This window comes from Corynebacterium sp. HMSC068G04 (genome assembly GCF_001814885.1).
Lineage (GTDB): Bacteria > Actinomycetota > Actinomycetes > Mycobacteriales > Mycobacteriaceae > Corynebacterium > Corynebacterium hiratae.
Map to the genome: position 1 here is coordinate 14,426 of NZ_KV818338.1, position 20,932 is coordinate 35,357.

Sequence of the window (20,932 nt, forward strand, 5' to 3'; positions counted from 1 at the left end):
TCCTCTCTCAGCACCGAGCGACTAAGGTAGACACTCATGAATATGGAGCGCGATTACACCCGATCGGGGCGATTGCACCGCGTCTTTTGGGGCGTGCGCGATGAACTCCCCCGCATGGGCCTGCCCGGATCCCGTTCCGCGCTCTTGCACCAAGATTTTCCAGATTCTTCCGACGGTGCAGAGGGCGCCGCGCTTGGCGACGTCCACCGCCACACCATCGCCCAGCTGCGCACGCTCTTTAGCCTCCGGTGGCTCGGCACCATTGGTGCGCTACTCATTGCGCTCGGCGGATTGGGCGCCGGTGCGCTTCCGGTGGTGGGCAACCCCTATGAGTCTCTGCCTTTTGGCTCGCTCATGACGCGGATGCTGCAGTCAGCCTCCGCCATCGTGTTCATCGGGGTCGGTTTCATGGTCACGGCGTGGATTTGCATGGCACCGCTGGTGGGCGCGCCCCTGCGCCTACAGAAGCCGGCCAAGGTTCGGCGCTTTAGCCACTCGCCCCGGGGGGTCACGCAGAGCCAGATGTGGCGCACCTGGCTAGGGTGGGTTCTCCCGCTTTTGGTGACCGCTCCCCTGTTCACGCAGGACATTTACTCCTACCTCGCTAACGGCTCCATCGTGCTCCAAGGCCTCGATCCCTATTCGGCGGGGCCGGTGGAGCTACTAGGCGCCGATAACGACCTGGCCCGCTCCGTCCCGTTCATCTGGGCGAACTCACCTTCCCCTTATGGCCCTGTGGCGCTAGGTGTAGCGGCGGTGGTCAGTTGGCTGACCAACGACTCCATTATCTGGGGTGTTGTCCTGCACCGGGTACTGTCCCTCGTCGGTATCATCGCCGCCGGTTGGGCCATCGCGCGGCTTGCTACGCGCTGCCGAGTATCCCCGGAGGCAGCGCTGTGGCTGGGCATCCTTAACCCTTTGACCATCCTCCACCTCGTCGGAGGCATCCACAATGAATCCTTCATGCTGGGGCTAGCTCTCGTCGGTGTGGAGCTGGGGTTGCGGGCGGTTAACGATTCCCACGAGGCCCGCTGGCGAGCATGGTCGCTGTTTATCGCATCTGGCGTCCTGATCTCGTGTGCCGGAATGGTCAAGGTGACTGGCTTTATCGGCCTCGGGTTCGTTGGCATGGCGGCGGCACGCAGGCTCGTCGACAAGCACGGCGTGTCCGGCGTGCGGGCAGTGCTGGGCGCCGGGGCCGCGCAGCTTCTCCTGCTTGCCACCTCCATCGCCGCAGTGACGGTACTCACGGGGATCGACATTGGTTGGGTCTTTGGCCAGGGCGGCGCGGCCACCATCCGGTCGTGGCTGTCTGCGACGACCTCCGTAGGCGTCGGCGCCGGCTTCCTTGGGATGCTGTTGGGATTGGGTGATCACACCGAGGCCATCCTCACCGTGACCCGGACTGTGGGCGTCATCATTGCCGCGGGCTTTATGATCCGCATGCTCTTTGCCACCTACCGCGGCGCCATCCACCCCGTGGGCGGCCTGGGGGTATCGACCTTCGTGCTCGTGGTGTTCTTTCCTGTCGTCCAACCCTGGTACATCCTGTGGGCGGTGCTGCCGCTGGCGGCCTGGGCCAACCGGCGCTTCTTCCGCATGGCTGTGATCATCTACTCCGGGTTCATGAGTTTCATCGTGCTTCCCCGCGGCCTCGGCCTTCCCCCAGGGACAGTCTTCGTCATTTACCTCGCCGCCTTGGTGACATTCCTCGTCCTCGCCGGCGTGGGGTGGGTTGCTTTGCGCAGGGCGGGCGTGCGTGTCCTAAACTAGCGATTCGTGACTACATCAGCTCTTGTCTTAGATAACGTCATGAAGACCTATGGCGACGTCAACGCAGTGAACGGGCTGAGTTTCCGCGCCAATTACGGCGAGATCCTGTGCTTGCTGGGCCCTAACGGTGCAGGTAAGACCACCACCATCGAGATGTGTGAGGGTTTCAAGAAGCCCACGTCGGGCCGCATCGAGGTGCTGGGGCTTAACCCCGCGCGCAATCCCGATGCCGTGCGCTCCCGCATCGGCATCATGCTGCAGGGCGGCGGCTCCTATTCCGGAATCAAAGTCAAGGAGATGCTTGAGCTTAGCGCCTCCTATAACGAGAATCCCTTGGACCCGGAGTGGCTGCTGGACACGCTCGGACTGCGCGGGGTGGCGAAGAGCAGCTACCGCCGCCTGTCCGGCGGGCAACAACAACGTCTCTCCCTAGCCCTAGCGATCATCGGGCGCCCAGAGTTGGTCTTTCTCGATGAACCCACCGCGGGCATGGATGCCCAGTCGCGCCTTGCCGTGTGGGACCTCATCCGCGCCCTCCGGGCCGATGGCGTAACCGTCATCCTCACCACGCACCTCATGGATGAAGCGGAAGCGCTCAGCGACCGCGTCGTCATCATTGACCACGGACAACTCGTGGCGAGCGGCACCGCAGCATCGCTGACGGACTCGGACGATGTTCCGCAGGTGAATTTCGATACCGCAACACCGGTGGACCTCGAAGCACTGCGGGACGCCGGCATCGCGGCGGAAGCTCTCCGCCCCCTGCACTCCCGTCTCACCTCGGAGGCCAGCCCCGCCGGCATCGCAGCGCTGGCTTCATGCTTGGCCGCGCAAAACGTCATCCTCCGCAACCTGCACACCTCACACCGGAATCTCGAGGAAGTCTTCCTCGATCTCACGGGCCGCGACATGCGCAGCTAGAACCGCCCTCGGCCATTTAGCACGATTCTTTTATCAAGTTGTTTGAACAAGGAGAAGCTCCATGAGCACCTTCGCACCCGGCACTTTTAGCCCGCACCCGCAGCGCGTGGGCGTAGCGGCTATGGCACGTGCCCAAGGGGCTATCGAATCCAAGCTCATGCTGCGCCACGGTGAGCAGCAGCTGCTGAGCATCATCATCCCTGTGGCCATCCTGATCGGCGCCGCGACACTGCAAGACAGCACTGGCCACGGCGTGGAGGAAATCTTCCCCATGGTGCTGGCCGTTGCGGCGACCTCCTCCGGTTTCACGGGTCAGGCCATCTCCTTGGCCTTCGACCGTCGCTATGGTGCGCTGAAGCGCACAGGCGCTTCAGGCGTTCCTGCCTGGGCCATCGTGGTGGGAAAGATTCTCGCCGTGCTGTCGATGGTGGTGCTGCAGGTCCTTGTGCTGGGGACGATTGCCGCCTTCCTGGGGCTGCGGATCACCGCTGGGGGTGCGGCCATCGGTGTGCTCACGCTCGCCTTGGGTGTGGCTACGTTTACGGCCTTAGGCCTACTGCTCGGCGGCACACTGAGTTCGGAGGTGGTCTTGGCGGTGGCCAACCTCATTTGGTTCATCCTCCTCGGCACCGTCGGCTGGGTCATGTTTTCCCAGGGGCTCGGTGATAACGGGGTGTTCACCCTAGTGCCCACGGTGGCCATGGCCGCCGGTCTCGATACCGCCCTGAACGGGTCTTTCCCGGGCATTGAGCTCCTTGTACTCGTCGGGTGGTCAGCGGTGGCGTCGTTTGCCGCAGTGCGTTGGTTCCGCTTCGAGGGCTAAAAGTGATTCTTCTCCCTTGCGTGGTGTGACCCACCCGTCGATATTGGTTCCCGGATGGGGCCGGGCGGTAGGCTGAATAGCCGTGAGTACCGCCAATATTTCTTCTCAACGTCCCTTTGCGCCTGCCGGCGCGGCCTCTGGCCCGTCGCTAAAGACGCAGCGCATCGTCGCGCTCATCCTCCTGCTCTGCCAGGGTGGCATTACAGTGTCGGGTTCCATCGTGCGCGTAACCGGCTCCGGTCTTGGTTGCGTCACCTGGCCTAACTGCCACCCTGGTTCCTTGGTTCCCATCCAGGGCGCGGCTCCCATGCTCCACCAGGCCATTGAGTTCGGCAACCGCCTGCTGACCTTCGTTGTGGCGGCGGCGGCCATCGCCAGCATCGTGGTGGTCCACAAGGCGCAGCGTCGCAAGGAGCTCAAGGTCTATGCTTGGGCGGGGCTCGCAGGTATTTTCGTGCAGGCACTCATCGGCGCTCTGTCGGTCGTGCTGAAGCTTTCTTGGTGGAGTGTGGCAATTCACTTCCTCCCATCTATGGTCCTAGTGTGGATTGCGGCCATGCTGTTCTCCCGCATCAATGAACCCGATGACGGCACTCCCACTCGCCTCTTCCCCGCCGCCGTGCGCACGCTCGCGGTGGTGGCCACAGTAGCCCTGTCCATCGTTCTGCTGACCGGTACCTTTGTGACTGGCTCGGGTACCCACTCCGGTGATGCCGGTGTGGGCATGGAGGGACGCCTCGGCGTGGACACCTATGGCATGGCCATCATTCACGCGGTCTGCATGTACGTCTACTTAGCGCTGACACTCATCGTGGTCTTCCTCCTGCACCGCACCGGCGCCCCCAAGGTGGCCAAGAAAGCCGGCTGGGTGCTCATTGCGTGCATCGTCATCCAGTGGGCTATCGGTGTCACCCAGTTCTATCTCCACATCCCCCGCTGGACCGTCCCCTTCCACGTGGGCATGTCCTCAGTGGTCACGGCCTTCACCGCCTTGCTGTGGGCGCATGGCTTGCGCCGCGTCGGAAACGAGGATGGCACTACTGCCAGCACTGCCCAGCGCGGTGACGAGAACGTTCCCGCCGCCCAAGGCTAAGCAGAGTCAGCGGAGCCAGTAAAGCCACTACAACAGGTACTCGTAGCGCCGCCGTTCTCACCAGGAAGTGAGGATGGCGGTGCTTTTTGCTGCGCGGGTGCCTGTGCTTCGTTTAGCCTAGACACCATGCATGCTATTCAGGTGACCACGACCGGAGGGCCCGAGGTCCTCACCTACGCCGAGGTAGAATCCCCCACGCCGACGAAGGAGCAGTTGCTTGTCGACGTCTCCGTGGCCGGTGTCAACTACATCGACACCTACTACCGCGAAGGCATCTACAACGCCTCCGTGCCTTTCATCATCGGTCTCGAAGGAACCGGACGCGTTGTGCACGACCCCCAGGGAGAAATCGCCCCGGGCACGATGGTGGCCTGGGATCACGCTTTCGGCTCCTATGCGGAGCAGGTCTGCGTGCCGCGCGACCGCGTGGTGGCCGTCCCCGACGAGATTCCCTCCGCCGTCGCCGGTTCGATGCTCCTGCAGGGCATGACGGCGCACTACCTCACCCACGGTGTGTATCAGCTAGGGGAAGGAGCATCCTGTCTGATCACTGCCGGTGCAGGCGGCGTGGGCTTGATCCTCACCCAGATGGCGAAGTCCCTGGGCGCCACCGTCTATTCCGTGGTCTCCACGGATGAGAAGGAAGAGCTGGCCTATGGCGCGGGCGCAGACCACGTGTTCCGCTACAGCAGCGGCTTGGCCGAGCAGGTGCGTCGTCACAACGGTGGGCGCGGCGTGGACGTGGTCTACGACGGCGTCGGCAAAGCCACCTTCGGTGAATCCCTTGAGGTTGTACGACCACGCGGCACGGTAGCGCTCTTCGGTGCCGCGTCGGGCCCCGTCCCGCCGATGGACCCGCAGCTGCTGAACAAGCACGGCTCCATCTTCCTCACCCGCCCCTCACTCGGCGCCTGGACCTCCCAGGAAGGCGAGTTCCAGATGCGCGCCCAGGCAGTGGTGCAGGCGGTCATCGATGGCGACCTCGACTTCCGCATCTCCGCGGAGTATCCGCTCGCCGAAGCTGCTCAGGCCCACCGCGACCTCCAAGAGCGCAAGACCACAGGCTCGATCGTCCTCCGGGTACGCGAAGACTAGCTCGCTAGAACAGCGCGGCCGACCATCCCAGCATGCGCCCGATGGGCTCCCAGCCCACGACGGCGTCGATGGACAGGCCGATAAAGAGAACCGACAGGTAGTTGTTGGAGTAAATAAACAGGCGCATGGGCTTGACCTTTGCGCCCTTCTTTACCCCTTGGTGCAGACGAATCGCCATCCAAAGGAAGACCGCGCCGGAAGACACCGCGGCCACCAAGTAGATCCACGAGGCCGCAGGGATGATAAGGAAGGTCACGATAACCGTGCCGATCGTGTACCACACGATTTGGCGGGTCACCTCTACTTCCCCGGCAACGACGGGCAGCATCGGCACCCCAGCCTTGCGGTAGTCCTCCTTGTACTTCATCGCCAGCGCCCACGTGTGGGGCGGGGTCCAGAAGAAGATAATGAGGAACAGCACCACGGCCTGCCACCAACGGTCCGGCTCCCCTGCCGGTGCATTATCACGAATGACGGCCCAACCCACCATGGCGGGCATACAGCCAGCGAGGCCACCCCAGACGATGTTCTGGGAGTTCCGCATCTTGAGGAACTTCGTGTAGACGATGACATAAAAGAAGTTGGTCAAGAGCACGAAGAACGCGGCCAACCACGAGTTAGCTAACACACCCAGCCAAAAGACGGATAGCGCCAACATGATCCACGCGAAGATCGCGGCATTGCGCCGCGAGATGGTCTTGCGCACTAGCGGCCGGGCACGGGTGCGCTGCATCTTCTGGTCGATCTCATAATCGACGACGTTATTGAACGTGTGGGCAGCCGCGGCACCCATCCATCCACCGAAGATGGTGGAGACGATGAGCCAGAAGTTGGAGGACACTGCCTCGAATCCACGCTGCGCCTGGAGCATAGCCGGAATTGCCGCCACGAGGAGGAGCTCAATGATCCTCGGTTTCGTTAGCGCAAAATAGGCCTTGATGGTCTCCAAGGAACAATCCTCCGTATATCCGGCACGTGGGTGTATGGCTTATGGGTCTGACGTACTGGTCGGCTGCCCGCGCCAAAAAGTTCCCGAGAACTTCGTGGCGAATCCCCCAAGCGTTCTTCGGGGATAGTCGCCGCCCACTGGCTGGCAGCGGGGCAACAGCGTCAACCATGCCAGACTACCGCCCGAAACCTGGTTTATATAATCCCCCGCCGAAGATCGAAAAACCTTTACACTGATTAACGGTATATCTGTTTCCAGAAGCGAAGTGAGGTTTTCGCCGTGTCGAACGAAAAGTTGTCCCCGGAACTGCAGGCTATGGTTGAGCGCCGTTATCCTTCGGACTGGAGTGACCTCGATACTCGCGCCGTGGATACCGTGCGCGTCCTAGCTGCCGACGCCGTCCAGAATTGCGGCTCCGGCCATCCCGGTACCGCCATGTCCCTGGCACCGCTGGCCTACACGCTCTACCAGCGCGTGCTTAACCACGATCCGGCCGATGTTCACTGGGCAGGGCGCGACCGCTTCGTACTCTCCGTTGGACACTCTTCCCTGACGCAGTACATCCAGCTCTTCCTCGGCGGTTTCGGTCTCGAGATGGAGGATCTCAAGTCGCTGCGCACCTGGGGCTCGAAGACTCCGGGCCACCCCGAGGTTCACCACACCGATGGCGTCGAGATCACCACCGGTCCCCTGGGCCAAGGCTTGGCGTCCGCGGTCGGCATGGCAATGGCCGCACGCAAAGAGCGCGGCCTGTTCGATGCCTCGGCCCCGGCCGGCGAATCCCCCTTCGATCACTTCGTTTACGTCATCGCCTCCGACGGTGACTTGCAAGAGGGTGTCACCGCTGAGGCTTCTTCCTTGGCGGGCACCCAGAAGCTGGGCAATCTCATCGTCTTCTGGGATGACAACCGCATCTCCATTGAGGACGACACCAACATTGCCTTCAACGAGGACGTGGCTAAGCGTTACGAGGCCTATGGCTGGCACGTGCAGACCGTGGAGTCCGGCGAAGATGTCGAAGCCATCGAAGCAGCTGCCGCCGCGGCACGCGCCGAAACCTCCCGCCCCTCCTTCATCCGAGTTAAGACCGTGATTGGTTACCCGGCACCGAACAAGATGAACACCGGTGGCGTCCACGGTGCAGCTCTTGGCGAGGATGAGGTAGCCGCCACCAAGGAGGTCCTCGGCTTCGATCCGGCGCAGTCCTTCCACATCGACGAGGAAGTCCTCGCACACACCCGCGAGCTGACCACTCGCGGTGCCGCGAAGCACGCAGAGTGGCAGAAAAAGTTTGACGCGTGGGCAGCTGCCAACCCGGAGGAGAAGAAGCTCTTCGACCGCCTCCAGGCTCGCGAGCTGCCGGCTGACTTCGCCGCAGAACTTCCGACATGGGAAGCGGGCGAATCCTTGGCCACGCGCAAGGCTTCCGAGGCCGCCATCCAGGCACTTGCAGCCTCCCTGCCGGAGATGTGGGGCGGCTCCGCCGATCTGGCAGGCTCCAACAACACGGTGATCAAGGGCGCGGATTCCTTCGGCCCAGAGTCCATCACCACCGATACTTGGACTGCCACCCCCTACGGCCGCAACCTGCACTTCGGCATCCGCGAGCACGCCATGTCCGCAGTCATGAACGGCATTGCACTGCACGGCAATACCCGCGTCTACGGTGGTACCTTCCTCATCTTCTCTGAGTACCAGTACCCGGCTGTCCGCCTCGGCGCGCTCATGTCCACCGATACCTACTACGTCTGGACGCACGATTCCATCGGGCTGGGCGAGGACGGCCCCACCCACCAGCCAGTGGAAACGCTCGCTGCCCTGCGCGCCATCCCCAACCTCTCCGTCATCCGCCCGGCAGATGCCAACGAGACCGCTCAGGCGTGGGCGGCGGCCCTTGAGTACAAGGCCGCTCCGAAGGGCCTCGCTCTGTCCCGCCAGAACCTGCCTGTACTCGAAGGAACCAAGGAGAAAGCTGCCGAAGGTGTGCGCCGCGGCGCCTACGTCCTCGTTGAGGCATCGAAGGAAACCCCGGACGTGATTCTTATCGCCACCGGCTCCGAGGTACAGCTCGCCGTGGAGGCCGCCAAGCAACTCGAGGCTGAAGGTACTGCCACCCGAGTCGTTTCCGCACCGTGCCTGGAGTGGTTCGATGAGCAGGACGCTTCCTACCGCGAATCCGTCCTCCCCTCCTCGGTACGCGCACGCGTCTCCGTCGAGGCCGGTGTCTCCATGCCGTGGCACAAGTACACCGGCACTTTCGGCCGCACCGTGTCCTTGGAGCACTTCGGTGCTTCCGCACCTGCTGCGGAGCTCTTTGAGAAGTTCGGCTTCACAGCCGAGGCCGTTGCTGACGCCGCCCGCGAGTCCCTCACCGCTGCTCAGGCAGGCTGATTCCCTCCCTACTGCTGTCCAATACGAAAGGACCCTGCACACACCATGACACATATTGATGAGCTGGCCCGTCTCGGTACCTCGACGTGGCTCGATGATCTCTCCCGCGAGCGCTTGGATTCCGGCAACCTCCGCGAACTCCTCGACACCAAGTCCATCGTGGGTGTCACCACGAACCCAGCGATCTTTGCTGCCGCAATGTCCTCCGGCACCTCCTACGATGCCGACATCGAAGCGCTGAAGGAAAAGTCCGCTACCGCGGACGACGCGGTGTACTCGCTCGCCATAGACGATGTACGCAATGCCTGCGATCTCTTCACCGAGATCTATGAAGCAACTGAAGGCCGGGACGGTCGCGTGTCCATCGAAGTTGATCCACGAATCTCTGCGGATTCAGAGGCAACCTTGGCGCAGGCCCGCGAGCTGTGGGCCAAGGTCAACCGCCCCAACCTCATGATCAAGATCCCGGCAACCGACGGTTCCCTGCCCGCCATCTCCGATGCTCTGGCAGAAGGTATTTCCGTCAACGTCACCCTGATCTTCTCTGTCGAGCGCTACGCGCAGGTGATTGCCGCCTACAAGGAGGGAATTCAGCGCGCCGCCGAAGCAGGTAAGGATGTCTCCACTATTCACTCCGTGGCCTCCTTCTTTGTCTCCCGCTTGGACACCGAAGTCGACAAGCGCCTCGAGTTGAACGGCTCTGATGAAGCCCTCGCGCTGCGTGGAAAGGCCGGCGTGGCCAACGCCCAACGCGCCTATGCGCTTTTCCTGAAGGAGTTCAAGGACAACGGTAGCGACTTGCCTTCCGGTGCCCACCCGCAGCGGCCACTGTGGGCGTCAACGGGAGTCAAAAACCCTGACTACCCTGCCACCTTGTACGTTTCCGAGCTCGCTGGGCCGGAGACCGTCAACACGATGCCCGAGAAGACCATTGATGCGGTTCTTGCGCAGGGGAACCTGCACGGCGATACGCTGACTGAAGCTTCTGACGACGCAGAGAAGGTATGGGCACAGCTGGAGGCTGTCGGCATCGACTTCGCCGATGTTTTCACCGTGCTCGAGCAGGAGGGCGTCGACAAGTTCGTCGATGCGTGGGAGGAACTGCTTGCCTCGATGACAGACCGCCTCTCCTAAAAGAGCATGAGGTTTTAAGTGCTCACCATCGGCGCGCGCCACCAACGGCCATGCAACTGTGGCCGGCGGGGCGCGTGTCGCTATGCTGAGCTGTTGGACTTATCTCACACAGACCGAAAGGACACTTAGTGAGCACTACCAGCGCGTGGGTCAACCCGTTGCGCGACGCGAAGGACAAGCGCCTGCCACGTATCGCCGGGCCATCCGGCATGGTGATTTTCGGCGTCACGGGTGACTTGGCGCGCAAAAAGCTCCTCCCTGCCATCTACGACCTGGCCAACCGAGGGCTGCTGCCCGCCGGCTTCACGCTGGTGGGCTACGGCCGCCGAGACTGGGACAAGCAAGCCTTTTGCGACTACGTCCGCGAGGCCGCCGAGGCGGGTGCCCGAACCACCTTCAGTGAGCATGTGTGGGAGCACCTCGCCAAAGGAATCGAGTTTGTCCAAGGCAACTTCGACGACGCTGGCTTTGATAGGCTCTCCGCCCGGTTGTCTGAGCTCAACGCTTCCCGCGGCACCGGTGGAAACTGGGCCTATTATCTTTCGGTTCCGCCAGAGTTCTTCTCCGATATTTGCCACCAGCTAGAGCGCGTCGGCATGGCGGACAGCACGGAAAGCTCCTGGCGCCGCGTCATCATTGAAAAACCTTTCGGCCACGATCAGGCTTCCGCGCGCCAGCTCAATGAGATCGTCAATGCCGTCTTCCCGGAGTCTTCGGTGTTCCGCATCGATCATTACCTGGGCAAGGAAACAGTGCAGAACATCATGGCGCTGCGCTTCGCCAACCAGATCTTCGAGCCGATGTGGAACGCGCACTACATCGATCACGTGCAGATCACGATGGCCGAAGACATCGGATTGGGCGGACGTGCCGGCTATTACGACGGCATCGGCGCTGCGCGCGACGTCATCCAGAATCACCTCCTGCAGCTACTAGCCCTCGTCGCCATGGAGGAACCCTCCTCCTTCGACCCAGAGGCGCTCCAGGCGGAAAAGATCAAGGTGCTGCGCGCTACCAATGCGGTGCACCCGCTTAACAAGACCACCGCCCGCGGCCAGTACTCCGCCGGCTGGCAGGGCTCAGAGTATGTCAAGGGCCTGCGGGAGGAGGAAGGATTCGATCCGGAATCCACGACGGAGACCTATGCCGCGTGCACCCTCGAGGTTAATTCCCGTCGCTGGGCGGGCGTTCCTTTCTACCTGCGTACCGGCAAGCGGCTGGGCCGCCGCGTAACCGAGATTGCACTGGTGTTTAAGACCGCCCCGCACCAGCCTTTTGATCAGGGCCAAGCCGATGCGCTGGGCCAAAATGCCGTGGTGATCCGCGTCCAACCTGATGAAGGCGTCACCATGCGCTTTGGTTCCAAGGTTCCGGGCTCCACCATGGAGGTGCGTGACGTCAACATGGACTTCGCCTATGCCGAGGCCTTTACGGAAGAATCGCCGGAAGCCTATGAGCGCCTGATTCTCGACGCCCTCTTGGACGAGTCCTCCCTCTTCCCCACCAACGAGGAAGTGGAGCTGTCGTGGTCCATCCTCGACCCCATCATTGAGTACTGGTCCAGTATCGGACAGCCGGAGCAATACCGCGCTGGCACGTGGGGGCCGGAGTCCGCTAATAGAATGCTGCGCCGCCGGGGTCATTCCTGGCGCCGTCCGTAGGTCCTTAGGAGGAATGGCCTTATGATTATCCCCTTGCCCGATACGACGACGCGCAAGATCTCTAAGAAGCTTGTAGAGATGCAGGAGCACTACACGCTCACGACCGGCCGGGTCCTCACGCTCATCGTCATGACCGAAGAGGGCGATGACCTGGACAACCTGCTCGCATCGGTGCGCGATGCCTCCCACGAGCACCCTTCCCGTGTCATCGTCATCGCTACTGGAAATCTCGACGAGGACACTCGGCTCGACGCCGAGTTGCGCGTCGGTGGCGAAGCGGGTGCCTCGGAGATCGTCGTCATGCACCTGCATGGCGCCCTCGCGGATCAGGCAGAAGCGGTGGTAACTCCCCTGCTTCTTCCAGATACGCCAATCGTGGCGTGGTGGCCTACGGCATGCCCGCCGTCCCCGTCCTCTGTTCCGATCGGTGCGCTGGCCCAGCGCCGTATTACCAACGTTGCCTTCGGCAGTGGCGTCGATCAGTATGACCTCCACGTGCTCTCCTCTGGCTATAAGCCCGGAGATTCCGACATGTCGTGGGGTGCCATCACCCTCTGGCGCGGTATCGTCGCTTCGGCCCTCGACAGGTTCCCGCACGAGCCGATCACCTCTGTGAAGATCTCCGGTGCCGAGCACCACGCCGCCGTCGACTTTGCTGCCGGCTGGCTTCTCGACGCCCTCTCCGTCCCCGTTACCCGTACTGTGTCGGACTGCGCGGCGGGTACCTTCCCGATTACCTCGGTGGTTTTCCAACGTCCCACTGCCGATGTTAGCGTCACTGTCGTTGACCCTGCGACAGTGAAGGTCAGTGTTCCGGGCTCCCCGGAATCACTCGTTAGCCTCGCGGTGCGTTCCGAAGCAGAAGTGCTTTCGGAAGAACTCCGCCATCTCGATGCGGATAAGACATACGCTCACGCTCTCCGCGCCTTAGCCCGCGTGGACTACAGTGTGTAGGCATAATCATTTCATCGTTTCCTAGTCTCATCATTCAGAAGGATCTTTCTGCACCATGGTCACGCTTCGCCGCGTTAGCGACATCGACGAGCTCATATCCTCCGCCGCACTCGCCTTTATTGAGACGGTTGCGGCGATTCAAGCCCCAGGCGGCGGCCTCCACAAGGATGGTGTCGCCCGCGTCGTGCTCACCGGTGGCGGAGCAGGAATCGGCATGCTGCGCGAGCTGGCACGGCTTCACGACGCCGCTCAACAGCAAGGCAGCGACTACCCAGCATTGGCTGTGGACTGGACGCGCATCCATGTTTTCTTCGGCGATGAGCGCAACGTGCCGGTAAGCGATCCGGACTCTAACGAGGGCCAAGCCCGTGAGGCTCTCTTGGCACACGTGGATATCCCGGAGCGCCACATTCACGGCTATGACTTGGGAGCCGTATCCATGGAGCACGCAGCACAAGCCTATGAGGGCGAGATCCGTGACTTTGCGCCGGAAGGCTTCGATATTCACCTGCTGGGCATGGGTCACGAAGGCCACATTAACTCCCTGTTCCCGCATTCAGAAGCGGTCTATGAAGACACCGACTATGCCTTCGCGGTCCACGACTCCCCCAAGCCGCCTTCTGAGCGCGTTACGTTGACTTACCCGGCCATCAACCGCTCCCAGCGCATTTGGTTCCTGGTTTCCGGTGAGGAGAAGGCCGAGGCTGTCTCCCACCTCGTGGCTGGCGCTGCGGCTGAGGACTGGCCGGCCGCAGGTGCTCAGGGCACTGAGGAAACGCTGCTGTTCTTAAGCGACGATGCCGCGCAGCGTCTCTAACAACAGCTCCCCGGCGGCTTCTCTAGGGCCGCCAATGAAAACTACAACGCCGCGTCCTTCACCTTTATTGGAGGAGGGACGCGGCGTTTGGCGTATGTGCGGCGGGGCCGAAAGACCTTCTAGCTATAAGCCTGCAGCAGGTTCAGAGCCACGATGCAGGCAAGCCAGATAACCACCATGACCACGGTGTAGCGGTCAAGGTTCTTCTCTACCACGGTGGAACCAGAGAGGTTGGACTGTACGCCGCCGCCGAAAAGGCTCGACAGGCCACCACCTTTACCTTTGTGCAGCAGCACGAAGATAGTCATCAAGATTGCGGCAATCACGAGGAGGATTTCCAGTGCCAAGATCATGAAGTAGTTCCTTGTTTACGCGTATGTACAGTGAGTATGACGCGCGTTAGTGAATCACCGTGGTGAGCCACCGTCACGCGTGGAAAAAAGGGCGCGAAGACAGCGCGCGCAATAATCCTCGATGATACACCACGTGGCGGGCCAGAAACTATTCCGACCCGCCACGGCAGGATGCGGGGAGATTAGGCGCCCTGGGCGGCGTTAGCCGCCAGCTTGGCGAACTCCTCGCCCTTGAGGGAGGCGCCGCCGACGAGACCACCGTCAACGTCGGGCTTGCCCACGATCTCCGCGATAGAGTCCACCTTGACGGAGCCGCCGTAGAGGATGCGGATGCCTTCAGCAACCTCGTCGCCGCCGAGCTCGCGGACGAGCTGACGAATAGCTGCGCACACTTCCTGTGCATCCTCAGCGGAAGCAACCTTGCCGGTGCCGATAGCCCAGACAGGTTCATAAGCGATGACGGTCTTTGCCAGATCCTCAGCGGACAGGCCCTCCAGGGAGTTACGGGTCTGGGTCACCACGTAATCGACGTGAGTGCCCTTCTCGCGGACATCCAAGGGCTCGCCGACACACACGATGGGGCTGATACCGTTGGCCAACGCCGCTGCGGCCTTTTCTGCGACGAGCTTATCCGTTTCGCCGTGGTACTCGCGGCGCTCGGAGTGGCCCACCACTGCCCAGGAGCAGCCCAGGGCGGAGAGCATCTTGCCGGATACCTCACCGGTGTAGGCGCCGGACTCGTGCTTGGAGATGTCCTGCGCGCCGTAGGTGAACTGCAGGTCGTCGCCGTCGACAAGCGTCTGGACCGTGCGAATGTCGGTGAACGGGACCATAAAAGCCACGTCGACCTTTTCGTAGTATTCCTTCGGCAAGGAGAAAGCGAACTTCTGCAGGGAGCCGATAGCTTCCTTGTGGTCGAGGTTCATCTTCCAGTTACCAGCGATAAGCGGGGTACGTGCCATGATTAGCCTTTCTCGAAGTCAGACTGTGTTGAGAGGATGGTTGATTAGGATTCCAGGACCTTGACGCCCGGCAGCTCCTTGCCTTCCAGGAACTCCAGGGAAGCACCACCACCGGTGGAGATGTGGGAGAAGCCGTCCTCGTCGAGGCCGAGCAGTCGGACGGAAGCTGCGGAGTCACCGCCACCCACGACGGTGAAGGAACCATTCTTGGCCGTGGCATCGATGATGGACTGCGCCACACCTGCGGTGCCCTTGGAGAAGGCTTCCATCTCGAAGACACCCATCGGGCCGTTCCAGAAGACGGTCTTGGAGGAAGCGATGACCTCATCGAACTTCTTCACCGATTCCGGTCCGATATCGAGGGACATCCATCCCTCCGGGATACCGTCGAGGCCCACAACCTTATTTTCTGCATCGGCATTGAACTCGGTGGCAGCGACGAGGTCGACCGGCAGGACGATCTTGTCGCCGAAGCGCTCCAGCAGCTCCTTGCAGTTGTCGATCTGGTCTTCCTGCAGCAGGGAGTTCTGGACGTTGTAGCCCTGTGCTGCCAGGAGGGTGTAGCACATTCCGCCGCCGATGATGACGTTGTCGGCCTTACCGGCAAGCGCCTCAATCACACCAAGCTTGTCGGATACCTTGGCGCCGCCAAGAACGACAACGTACGGGTGCTCTGGCTTCTCTGCTACCGCCGCCAGGGTTTCCACTTCCTTCTGCACGAGCTTGCCGGCGTAAGCAGGCAGGCGCTTAGCCACGTCGTACACGGACGCCTGTGCGCGGTGAACGACACCGAAACCATCGGAGACGAAAGCACCGTTGTCTGCAGCCAGAGCGACGAGTTCGTCAGCGAAGGCGCCGCGCTCTGCCTCGTCCTTCGAGGTCTCGCGTGGATCGAAGCGGACATTCTCCAGCAACAGGACATCGCCCTCGTTGAGACCGTTAGCGCGCTCGTGGGCGTCCTCGCCGCTGACATCCCCGGCGAGGGCGACATACTGATCCAGTGCCTCAGACAGAGCTTCTGCTACTGGGGCCAGCGAGTACTTCGGGTTGACCTCGCCCTTCGGGCGGCCCAAGTGCGCCGACAGGATGACCTTCGCACCGCCTTCAATCAAGGCCTTGATTGTCGGCAAGGAAGCGGTGATGCGGCCGGAGTCGGTGATGTTTCCTTCATCATCAAGTGGGACGTTGAAGTCAGAACGGACGAGGACGTGGCGGCCGGAGACGCCTTCTGCGAGCAGGTCGTCCAGAGTCTTGAAAGCCATGATGTTCTCCTTAAAAGTAGGTACTCAAGCTAAAGGTTAATGCTATTCAATGGGAAAGTGTGCTGGTTCCTTATAAACGACTATCGGCCCAGCGCACGCCACGAAATTATGGAGGGTGAGGCGTGGCGCATGGGCCGGTGTCTAGCCTGTGGAGCTGTCACAGGCGATCACAGCTTGGTTCACTGTGGTCATTCTAAAGAGTCAGCTTTAGAGCTTGGAGGCAACCAGGGAGGTGGTGCGCACGAGCTGGCTGGTGTAACCCCACTCGTTGTCGTACCAGCCAAGGACCTTGACGAAGTTGCCGTTGGAAACCTTGGTCATGCCCGCATCGAAGATGCAGCCGTGGGAGTCGGTGATGATGTCGGTGGAGACAATCGGATCCTCGGTGTAACCCAGGGTCTCGCCGAACTCGCCGGTGGCGGCTTCCTTGATAGCAGCGTTGATTTCCTCAGCGGTGACGTCGCGGGATGCCTGGAAGGTCAGGTCCGTGGCGGAACCGGTGATGGTCGGAACGCGCATTGCGTAGCCGTCGAGCTTGCCCTCCAGCTCTGGGAGAACCAGGGAGACGGCCTTTGCTGCACCAGTGGAGGTCGGAACCATGTTGACGGCTGCGGCGCGGGCGCGGCGCAGGTCGCGGTGCGGAGCATCCTGGATGCGCTGGTCACCGGTGTAGGCGTGGATGGTGGTCATCAGGCCCTTCTCGATACCGAACTTCTCGTGGAGGACCTTGGCCATCGGGGCCAGGCAGTTGGTGGTGCAGGATGCGGCGGAGATGACGTTGTGCTTCTCAGCGTCGTACTCATCGGAGTTAACGCCGTAGACGAAGGTTGCGTCGACGTTCTTGCCCGGAGCAGAGATGATGACCTTCTTGGCGCCGGCCTCGATGTGAGCCTTGGCGGCCTCACCATCGGTGAAGAAACCGGTGGATTCGATGACGATGTCGACGTTGTGCTCGCCCCAGTTCAGGTTCTTCGGATCGCGCTCTGCGGAGACTGCAATCTTGTGACCGTTGACGGTGATGGACTCGTCGTCGTGCTCGATCTCACCGTCGAAGCGGCCCAGCACCGAGTCGTACTTGAGCAGGTTGGCCAGGGTTGCGTTGTCGGTCAGGTCGTTGACTGCGACGACCTCGAGGTCATTGTTGCCCTGTGCGACTGCACGGAAGAAGTTGCGGCCGATGCGGCCAAATCCGTTGATACCTACGCGAATGGTCACTGTAATGTCTCCTCAAATAATCGAGTGAAGTTCTATCGTGGGGGCTTCCGAGACTTTGTCTTTATAGGCAGTGCGGTGGACCGTTCTTGCGGCACCGTTGCCCTGCCACTTCCGTGACGTGCTCGGTGGTTTTCCCAACACGGCCGATAGTACCCACGGTTTGTGCATCCCGCAGTGCTCCTGCCCGTCCCCAACGCGAGTGGTCGCACGAGGCCAAAAAGAGGCGTATAGTGGTTGGGCCGTCGCAGAGAATTTGAGACAACCCTCGAGCTATACACCTGCAGATATGCCCGTTTGTGTGGGATTATGTTGGGGACTTTCACTGCGGGGTGGGATATCTCACTAAAGCAAAAAAGAGCGGATTAATCCAAAAAGAAATGCGGCAACAGCCGCACGGAAATCGGGCGTGATACCCGGTCTAATGCCCGAACGGGCACGAGTAACTAGGACTCTTCGAAAAGATCCTCAGTGACGGCCTTCGTCGTATCTGGGACCCCAAGCTCCTTGGCACGCTTGTCCGCCATAGACAAAAGGCGCCGAATACGCCCGGCCACCGCATCCTTAGTCATCGGCGGATCAGCCAGGCGGCCGAGCTCTTCCAAAGAGGCCTCACGATGCTGCACGCGCAAGCGGCCGGCATCCGCGAGATGCTCCGGAACGTCATCGCCCAAGATGACCATCGCGCGTTCGACGCGTGCTGCAGCCGTCACGGCCGCGCGGGCAGAGCGGCGCAAGTTGGCATCATCGAAATTATCGAGACGGCGAGACGTATCGTGGGCTTCTCTCTGGATCCGCTTCTTTTCCCATGTCAGGCGCGTCTCTTGGGCGCCCATACGGGTCAGCAGCGCGCCAATGGCGTCGCCGTCGCGCACGACGACGCGGTCCGCGCCGCGCGTTTCCTTTGTCTTCGCCGCCACGCCCAAACGGCGCGCGCAGCCGACAAGAGCGAGTGCAGCCTCCTGGCATGGGCAGGTCACCTCAAGCGCTGAGGAGCGGCCCGGTTCGGTCAAGGAACCTTGCGCTAAGAAGGCGCCGCGCCAGGCTGCTTCATTATCGGCTACAGAACCGGAGATGACTTGTGGAGGCAAACCCACCACGGGGTGGCCGGAGCGTGTTACCAAACCAAGGCGTCTGGTCAATTCCTTGGCACCGGTGGTAATGCGCACTTGCACGCGACTCTTCTTGGACGAAGCCGCAGGCCCAGCGACGTGGGCGCTGGCGGACACCGAATAGAGCTCATCGAGTGCGGTGACGAGGCGGTTCGCTACGCTTTGTGACTCCAGTTCCACCTCGTACATCACGCGGTCCCCGGTGATGTGGAGCTCGCCAGCGAACCTGAGGATCGCGGCAACCTCCGCCGCGCGGGCGGACTGGCGCGGCACGGACACCGCCGTAAGTTCCTCCTTGACCTGATCGGTCAATGACGCAGACACCTCGTGCCTCCCCTTTCAACTCGTGGACGTAGCGCACCGCGCAGATTGGCGTGGGCGAGACGCGGCGGTGAACGATGAATGCCCCATAGTCTATCGCGTGCTTAACCGCGATGAGTGTCTGGGGCTCCCGCTGTGGCATCGCGTTCGGCGGCATACTCGGTGTAAAGCTCGGTGAGCACCTGCGCCAGCTTGTCTGGGCAGTGCTTATTGATCGACCTTCCGTCCTCGTCGTATTGGCACACGTCTCGGAAGACTGCCGTAGCGCCCAGAACACTGGCGGCGCGCTGAACAAAGACGCGCTCCGACTCGTTCGGAAGCCCGGATGCGTCGACGATAACGCGGTCTACCCGCAGGCTCGGGGCATGCTGCGCTAGGACATGCAGGTGGCGCTCGGCAGAAAAACCTTGGGTCTCACCCGGCTCAGCAGAAAGATTGAGCACCACCACGCGGAGAGCATCCGACGAGGTAATCGCGTCGACGATATCCGGCACCAGGACGTGTGGAAGAACGGAACTAAACCAGGAACCAGGACCTAGGGTGATCAGGTCCGCGTCGTGCAGCGCGCTAATGGTTTCCGGGTTGGCCCCAGGCTTCTCCGGAATGATGCGCACTCGGCGCACCTGCCCCACGGTCGATGCAACAGCCACCTGGCCGCGGACCGAGCGAATGATACGGGGGTCGTCGTCAAGCCCAGAAACATCCGCCTCAATCTCCAGAGGTAAGTTCACGGCTGGCAGTACCCGGCCGGCTGACTCCGTCAAGCGTGCAACGGCATCGAGAGCCGCCTGGAAATCCCCCAACACCTCAGTGAGTCCAGCGATGAGAAGGTTGCCCACGGCGTGGCCAGCCATCGCACCGGTGCTCTGAAAACGATGCTGCAGCGTCTCGGCCCACAGCTGGCCTTCCTCCGTATCGCTGGATAAAGCGGCGAGGGCCATGCGCAAATCACCTGGCGGAATAATGTCCATCTCGCGGCGCAACCGGCCGGAAGAACCGCCGTCATCGGCCACGGTGACGATGGCAGAGATTGCCTCCGCGCCCGTGCGGCGAGCAGCGAGCAAGGTTTGATAAAGACCATGGCCGCCGCCCAGGCTAGCCATGTGGAGTGGGAGAGTCGTCACGTAAGTACTAGCTTTCAGTCATGTAATAAAAGGAATGAATACGAATCTTCTCGATACGTATCGCGCCTAGTCGCGGGCGATGTCTCGGTGCAGGGTGCTCACGTCCAAGTCTCCGCGCTCGCTAAGGCGGCGGGCGATCTCTTCCGTGACGGCCACGGAACGGTGGTGCCCACCCGTGCAACCAATGCCTACGGTGATGAAATTCTTCCCCTCGTGGCGATACCCCGTGAGCATCGAGTCCAACATGTCGATGAAGCGCTCGATAAAAGGCTCAGCGGCGTCCTGAGACAGAACATAATCCGACACCGGCTCATCGGTGCCCCGGTAGCCCCGCAGTTCCGGTACCCAGTAAGGATTGGGAAGAAAACGGACGTCGACGACAAGGTCAGCGTCCCGCGGAGAACCATGCTTGAAGCCGAAGGACTGGAGCGTGACGTGCTGGCGTTCCCCGCGCATGTCACCGAAGGCAGCCTCGATGGCACGGCGTAGGTCATGAACGGACAGGTTCGTCGTGTCGATGATAATGTCCGCACGCTCACGAATGGATTGCACGGCGGCGCGCTCGCGTTGGATGCCGGCCTTCAGTGTTTCACCGTCCTGCAGCGGGTGCGTGCGACGCACCGAATCGAAGCGGCGAATCAGCACGTCATCGCGCGCATCGAGGAAAAGCAGGGTCGGCTTCATATCCAGCTGCTCTAGTTCGTCCAAGGTTTCTGCCAAAGAACCAGGGAACATGCGGGAGCGTACGTCGGTGACCGCGGCGATCTTCGTAACTGGAGAATCCGGACGCGCACACAGCTTCAAGAGGTCAACGATGGCCTTCGGCGGGATGTTGTGGGCGACGTAGTAGCCCTTATCCTCCAACACTTTTGCCGCCGACGTCAGGCCGCCGCCCGACATGCCGGTAATCAAAATGGGCGGAGAATCAAACAACGTCATGGCCTCCATTCTTACCACTTAAGTGGTTGCCACGGT

General features: G+C 61.6%; 18 protein-coding genes. 10 read left to right on the forward strand and 8 right to left on the reverse strand.

The annotated features are described in order from the left end of the window. Nucleotides 1-36 precede the first annotated feature (36 nt). From mptB to HMPREF2993_RS08370, 5 genes are all read left to right on the forward strand, one after another. The gene (gene mptB, locus HMPREF2993_RS08350) at nt 37-1,773 is read left to right on the forward strand and encodes a polyprenol phosphomannose-dependent alpha 1,6 mannosyltransferase MptB (RefSeq protein ID WP_046649114.1); all 1,737 of its coding nucleotides are present in this window, start codon (nt 37-39) and stop codon (nt 1,771-1,773) included. Between the two features lie 6 nt (nt 1,774-1,779). Then, nucleotides 1,780-2,694: an ABC transporter ATP-binding protein gene (locus HMPREF2993_RS08355; RefSeq protein ID WP_070701905.1), complete on the forward strand. Its 915-nt coding sequence runs from the start codon at nt 1,780-1,782 to the stop codon at nt 2,692-2,694. Between the two features lie 61 nt (nt 2,695-2,755). Beyond that, the gene (locus HMPREF2993_RS08360; RefSeq protein ID WP_046649112.1) at nt 2,756-3,517 is read left to right on the forward strand and encodes an ABC transporter permease; all 762 of its coding nucleotides are present in this window, start codon (nt 2,756-2,758) and stop codon (nt 3,515-3,517) included. Between the two features lie 82 nt (nt 3,518-3,599). After that, entirely contained in the window at nt 3,600-4,610 is a 1,011-nt protein-coding gene (locus HMPREF2993_RS08365) for a COX15/CtaA family protein (RefSeq protein ID WP_070701907.1), read from the forward strand. 126 nt (nt 4,611-4,736) lie between these two features. Continuing rightward, complete coding sequence (locus HMPREF2993_RS08370; protein WP_049157446.1) at nt 4,737-5,705, forward strand: quinone oxidoreductase family protein; 969 nt, start codon at nt 4,737-4,739, stop codon at nt 5,703-5,705. A gap of 4 nt (nt 5,706-5,709) precedes the next feature. Here HMPREF2993_RS08370 and HMPREF2993_RS08375 read toward each other — a convergent pair whose 3' ends face one another. After that, the gene (locus HMPREF2993_RS08375; protein ID WP_049157448.1) at nt 5,710-6,654 is read right to left on the reverse strand and encodes a heme o synthase; all 945 of its coding nucleotides are present in this window, start codon (nt 6,652-6,654) and stop codon (nt 5,710-5,712) included. Nucleotides 6,655-6,969: 315 nt separating this feature from the next. Between HMPREF2993_RS08375 and tkt the strand changes: the two genes are divergently transcribed. The 5 genes from tkt to pgl all read left to right on the forward strand — a co-directional run bounded on the left by tkt (nt 6,970) and on the right by pgl (nt 13,611). Continuing rightward, complete coding sequence (gene tkt, locus HMPREF2993_RS08380) at nt 6,970-9,045, forward strand: transketolase (protein WP_210401561.1); 2,076 nt, start codon at nt 6,970-6,972, stop codon at nt 9,043-9,045. Between the two features lie 45 nt (nt 9,046-9,090). Continuing rightward, entirely contained in the window at nt 9,091-10,179 is a 1,089-nt protein-coding gene (gene tal / locus HMPREF2993_RS08385; RefSeq protein WP_070701911.1) for a transaldolase, read from the forward strand. 209 nt (nt 10,180-10,388) lie between these two features. Continuing rightward, the gene (gene zwf, locus HMPREF2993_RS08390) at nt 10,389-11,840 is read left to right on the forward strand and encodes a glucose-6-phosphate dehydrogenase (RefSeq protein ID WP_369816149.1); all 1,452 of its coding nucleotides are present in this window, start codon (nt 10,389-10,391) and stop codon (nt 11,838-11,840) included. 21 nt (nt 11,841-11,861) lie between these two features. Continuing rightward, a complete protein-coding gene (locus HMPREF2993_RS08395) occupies nt 11,862-12,794 on the forward strand; it encodes a glucose-6-phosphate dehydrogenase assembly protein OpcA (protein ID WP_046649108.1) in 933 nt (310 codons plus the stop codon). Between the two features lie 55 nt (nt 12,795-12,849). Then, nucleotides 12,850-13,611, forward strand: coding sequence for a 6-phosphogluconolactonase (gene pgl, locus HMPREF2993_RS08400; protein ID WP_046649107.1), 762 nt, complete (start codon nt 12,850-12,852; stop codon nt 13,609-13,611). A 119-nt stretch (nt 13,612-13,730) separates the two neighbouring features. Here pgl and secG read toward each other — a convergent pair whose 3' ends face one another. The 7 genes from secG to rapZ all read right to left on the reverse strand — a co-directional run bounded on the left by secG (nt 13,731) and on the right by rapZ (nt 20,905). Beyond that, entirely contained in the window at nt 13,731-13,964 is a 234-nt protein-coding gene (gene secG / locus HMPREF2993_RS08405; RefSeq protein ID WP_046649106.1) for a preprotein translocase subunit SecG, read from the reverse strand. 182 nt (nt 13,965-14,146) lie between these two features. Beyond that, nucleotides 14,147-14,926 (reverse strand): triose-phosphate isomerase, encoded by a 780-nt coding sequence (gene tpiA / locus HMPREF2993_RS08410; RefSeq protein ID WP_046649105.1) that lies wholly within the window; start codon nt 14,924-14,926, stop codon nt 14,147-14,149. 44 nt (nt 14,927-14,970) lie between these two features. Beyond that, nucleotides 14,971-16,188 (reverse strand): phosphoglycerate kinase, encoded by a 1,218-nt coding sequence (gene pgk, locus HMPREF2993_RS08415; RefSeq protein ID WP_046649104.1) that lies wholly within the window; start codon nt 16,186-16,188, stop codon nt 14,971-14,973. A 207-nt stretch (nt 16,189-16,395) separates the two neighbouring features. Beyond that, the gene (gene gap, locus HMPREF2993_RS08420; RefSeq protein ID WP_070511751.1) at nt 16,396-17,403 is read right to left on the reverse strand and encodes a type I glyceraldehyde-3-phosphate dehydrogenase; all 1,008 of its coding nucleotides are present in this window, start codon (nt 17,401-17,403) and stop codon (nt 16,396-16,398) included. A gap of 443 nt (nt 17,404-17,846) precedes the next feature. Then, complete coding sequence (whiA, locus tag HMPREF2993_RS08425; RefSeq protein ID WP_070701913.1) at nt 17,847-18,836, reverse strand: DNA-binding protein WhiA; 990 nt, start codon at nt 18,834-18,836, stop codon at nt 17,847-17,849. Between the two features lie 101 nt (nt 18,837-18,937). Further along, on the reverse strand, nt 18,938-19,936 hold the full coding sequence (gene yvcK / locus HMPREF2993_RS08430) for a gluconeogenesis factor YvcK family protein (RefSeq protein WP_070701915.1): 999 nt from the start codon (nt 19,934-19,936) through the stop codon (nt 18,938-18,940). Nucleotides 19,937-20,023: 87 nt separating this feature from the next. Further along, nucleotides 20,024-20,905 (reverse strand): RNase adapter RapZ, encoded by an 882-nt coding sequence (gene rapZ, locus HMPREF2993_RS08435; protein WP_070511748.1) that lies wholly within the window; start codon nt 20,903-20,905, stop codon nt 20,024-20,026. Nucleotides 20,906-20,932: the final 27 nt, after the last annotated feature.

Coding starts and splice junctions, on each gene's coding strand:
- secG (WP_046649106.1), bottom strand. CDS start 13,964: ATGATCTTGGCACTGGAAATCCTCCTCGTGATTGCCGCAATCTTGATG.
- tal (WP_070701911.1), top strand. CDS start 9,091: ATGACACATATTGATGAGCTGGCCCGTCTCGGTACCTCGACGTGGCTC.
- HMPREF2993_RS08395 (WP_046649108.1), top strand. CDS start 11,862: ATGATTATCCCCTTGCCCGATACGACGACGCGCAAGATCTCTAAGAAG.
- rapZ (WP_070511748.1), bottom strand. CDS start 20,905: ATGGAGGCCATGACGTTGTTTGATTCTCCGCCCATTTTGATTACCGGC.
- mptB (WP_046649114.1), top strand. CDS start 37: ATGAATATGGAGCGCGATTACACCCGATCGGGGCGATTGCACCGCGTC.
- yvcK (WP_070701915.1), bottom strand. CDS start 19,936: ATGGCTAGCCTGGGCGGCGGCCATGGTCTTTATCAAACCTTGCTCGCT.
- HMPREF2993_RS08370 (WP_049157446.1), top strand. CDS start 4,737: ATGCATGCTATTCAGGTGACCACGACCGGAGGGCCCGAGGTCCTCACC.
- pgl (WP_046649107.1), top strand. CDS start 12,850: ATGGTCACGCTTCGCCGCGTTAGCGACATCGACGAGCTCATATCCTCC.
- tpiA (WP_046649105.1), bottom strand. CDS start 14,926: ATGGCACGTACCCCGCTTATCGCTGGTAACTGGAAGATGAACCTCGAC.
- HMPREF2993_RS08360 (WP_046649112.1), top strand. CDS start 2,756: ATGAGCACCTTCGCACCCGGCACTTTTAGCCCGCACCCGCAGCGCGTG.
- tkt (WP_210401561.1), top strand. CDS start 6,970: ATGGTTGAGCGCCGTTATCCTTCGGACTGGAGTGACCTCGATACTCGC.
- pgk (WP_046649104.1), bottom strand. CDS start 16,188: ATGGCTTTCAAGACTCTGGACGACCTGCTCGCAGAAGGCGTCTCCGGC.
- zwf (WP_369816149.1), top strand. CDS start 10,389: ATGGTGATTTTCGGCGTCACGGGTGACTTGGCGCGCAAAAAGCTCCTC.